This window comes from Kitasatospora sp. NPDC058190 (assembly GCF_042883685.1).
Taxonomy (GTDB): Bacteria; Actinomycetota; Actinomycetes; order Streptomycetales; family Streptomycetaceae; genus Kitasatospora.
This window is the reverse complement of record NZ_JBHVVI010000261.1, coordinates 1-3,508: the sequence shown is the minus strand read 5'-3', so window position 1 is coordinate 3,508 and position 3,508 is coordinate 1. Positions and strand designations below refer to the sequence as shown.

Here is a 3,508-nt window from a genome sequence, read left to right as displayed (position 1 = left end):
TGTACTCCGAACCGGCCGTCACCGCGGTGAGGGAGTTCGACACCGAGTAGCCCGCCCGGTCGGTCGCGGTGACGACGATCGGGTACGAGCCGAGCTTCGCGTACGAGTGGGACAGCGTGGCGGGGTTGGTCGCCGCGGCGTTCGCGTCGCTGGAGGAACCGTCCCCCCAGTCGACGTGCACGCTCAGCGCACCGCTGGCGGAGGTCACGTCGGCGCTCAGCGAGACACCGAACGCGCTGGTGTGCTGACCGGTCACCGCCACCGTCAGGTCGGGGGCGTACTGGATGGCGCCCCGGTCGGTGTAGGGCGTGGTCCCGTAGAAGTCCGAGCCGAGCTCGCCGGGGGCGGCCGGGTTGGCCGAGCCGATCGCGGCCGAGCCGGGCTGCGGCCGGGCGTCCACGTCGACCGAGGTGTTCGGGCGGAAGAACACCGAGGTGGGCGCCTTGGTCTCGGTCAGGTCGTGCGCGCCCTGCGAGGTCGCCGCCTTGAAGCCGTCCAGGGTCGGGTACGTGGTGCCGGCCCAGCTGTAGGGCGCGGTGGCGTCGGTGCCGTAGACGTAGAAGTCGTTGTAGTCGGCCGTCACCGTGGTCGAGTCGGCCGACACGGTCACGTCCGGTGCCCAGCCCTGGCCGTTCGACGTGCACTGGGACTGGTAGCCGCCCAGCAGTTGGTCGGTGGTCGGGTTGGCGTCCTCCAGGACGTTGTTCTCCAGATTGACGGCCGAGGACCCGCCCTCGATGTCGATCGCGGCCTTGCAGCCGCGCTGGACGGTGTTACCCGCGACGTTCAGGCCCTTCACCCCGGTCGCGACGATGCCGCCACCGGCGAGGACGTCGCCGGCGAGCGTGACGCTTCCTGCTCCCGGCGCGACCGAGACCGCGGTGCTGTTGCCGCCCTGGGAACCCGTGTCGAGGTACGACCGGGTGACCGCCACCCCGCTGGATGCGCCGTCGATGGTGACGGTGCTCGTGGTGTTCTTGGTGAACGCGCTCAGGTAGCTGGAGTCCAGCGTGACCCCCGAGGAGCCGACCACCTCGACGGCGGGCGTCAGGTCGTTCGAGTACAGCATGAGGTTGCTGACCGTCACGTTGGAGACGTGGTCGAAGATCAGAGCCGGTCCGGCCCCGCCGTTGACCCACGCCTGGTCGCCGATGCCGACGATCGAGATCCCCGAGGTCTTGACGGTCACCGACTCCCAGTCCGAGCTTCCGACGGAACCCTGGAGGTCGATGGTGTCGCCCGGCTGCGCGGCGTTCACCGCGTCCTGGAGCAGGCAGAAGGGAGCGTTCTGCGCGCCGGTGCCCGTGTCGGCGGCACACTTTCCGTTGAACACGTAGGCGTAGATGGTCTTTCCGGTGGCCGGCGTCGCCGCGGACGTCCGCACGTCGGAGAGCGCCGGCCGCGCGCTCGAGAACGTCGGCCGTGCTCCGGGGAGCGCCGGCTTCTGCTCCCGGACCGACTTGCTCGCGGGGCTGGAGAAGGCGTCGAAGCCCGCGCCCCCGATGCCCGGCAGCTGAGCCGTGGTCACGGGGTGGGCAGAGGTGGAATCGTTCGCCGGCCCGGCCGCATGGGCCAGACCTGGAACGAGCGCGATACCGGCCGCGAGAACCGCGGCTGACGCGACAAGACGGCGGTGAAACACCGACCCCCCAGTTCGGATTATGTGACGACCTGATGAAAGCTGGGACAGGCTACAGAACGAGGCTCGCCGAGTGGAAAGCGTTATGGGCGCGGAGCGGCCTCGCGGCGCTCGAGACGGCCGGGGCACAGAACCGGACGGACTCCCACCGCCGGAAGGGGTACCCCGGGACGGGCTGTCATGGGGGATCTGTAGCCTGGCCGCCTCATCACCTGCTTTGCTTCACGTACCTGACAGAGGGGCCAGTGTCCTACCGCCGTCTCTTCGCGTCGGTCGCGGTTCTCGCGGCCGGCGTCGCACTCTCACCGGGAACGGCCCACGCGGCCGGATCATCCAGCGGGAACACCGGTCCGCACGTGGCCTACATGCCGCTCGTCCAGCCGATCAGTGCTCCGGGATTCTCCAGCCCGGCGAGCAACTCGGTCCGGTTGACCCCGGTGCCACCGGCGCCTTCCGGGGCCCCGGCCGCGCCCGGTCCGGTCACCACGGGCACCGGCCGGACCCTCTACGCGGCGTTCTCCGGTTCGCCCTGCACCAACGACACCGGAACGGGCACCCAGGCCAGCCCCTACTGCCTCCTGCAGGACGCGGTGAACGCCGCGCAGCCCGGTGACACCGTCGACGTCCTGTCGTCCTCGGGGAACTCCTCCCAGGAGTCCGTGACGGTCCGGACGTCCGGCATCTCGATCGTCGGCATCGGCACCCAGGCCTGGGTCAGCCCGGGCAACGCCAACAACGGCAAGCCCGCGCTCGTGCTCGACCACGTCTCCAACGTGACGGTCAGCAACCTCATGCTGACCTCGTGGGGGAGTGCGACCGCGGTCGAGGTCATCGGGTCCACCGGGGTGACGATCGACTCGAGCTTCGTCAGCACGACCAGCAACCCCACTGGGGCCGACGCCCTCACCATCGACGGCGCCTCCAGCAAGGTCACCGTGAGCCGGACCTATGTCGACACCGGCTTCTCCCGGACCGGGGCCCGGGCGATCAGCGTCGCCTCCGGGGCGGCCAACGTCTCCCTCGCCGGAGACGTGCTGGCCGACGCCGGCATCACCGCGACCGGCGTGAACGGCCTGAACGTCGTCGGCAACACGATCCAGCGCGGCTGCGGCTCCGCAGTCGACCTCGAAGGCACCTCGTCCGGCGTCAGCGTCGAGAACAACCTCATCGAGGACGCCAACCCGAGCACCGACTACATGGGCACGTACCAGTCCAACTGCTCCGGATACGGACTGACCTGGGCGGCGGACGTCACCGTCTCGCCCGGGTCGGCCGCCGGTACCACGGCCGACTACAACGACTTCTACGTCTACGGCACCGACGCCACCGCGCCCTACAGCTGGGCCGGCACCACGTACCCGACCCTGGCCGGCTTCCAGTCCGCCGTGACCCAGGGCGCCCACGACACCAACGACACCAAGCAGGCGACCTCGACCTACCTGAGGCCGAACGAGCCGTCCGTCGTCGACATCCAGCCCCAGGTGGGCTCCGCCGCGATCAACTCGGCCAACCCGGCCGCGCCCGGGGCGCTGGGCTCGGACTTCTTCGGGACCAGTCCCCACGCCAGCCGGGGGGCCGTGGAGTTCGACGCCAACCCCAACCTGGCCGTGGCGCTGACCGGCACGGACCACACCGCTTACTCCGTGTACGTCGGCATCAACGTCACCAGCGACGTGCAGACGCTCACCTATGACATCGCCTGGGGTGACGGCACCACCACCCACGCCACCGGCCACCCGGACAACCCGCCGCAGAGCCCGCACACCTATCCGCAGCTCGGCACCTACACGGCCAAGGTCACCGTCACCGACCAGTTCGGCAACGCGGCGACCAACAGCATCACCGTCACCACGGCCGGTTCGGAGTACG

2 protein-coding genes are annotated in these 3,508 nt (G+C 70.0%); one reads left to right on the top strand and one right to left on the bottom strand.

What is annotated here, in order from left to right:
* Positions 1–1,528 (bottom strand): right-handed parallel beta-helix repeat-containing protein (locus ACFVWU_RS44585; RefSeq protein WP_387632381.1); only part of this gene is annotated, 1,528 nt, incomplete at its 3' end.
* Positions 1,529–2,004: 476 nt separating this feature from the next.
* On the opposite strand from ACFVWU_RS44585, the gene ACFVWU_RS44580 reads away from it, so the two are divergent.
* On the top strand, positions 2,005–3,508 hold a 1,504-nt coding region (locus ACFVWU_RS44580; protein ID WP_387632384.1), incomplete at its 3' end, for a right-handed parallel beta-helix repeat-containing protein.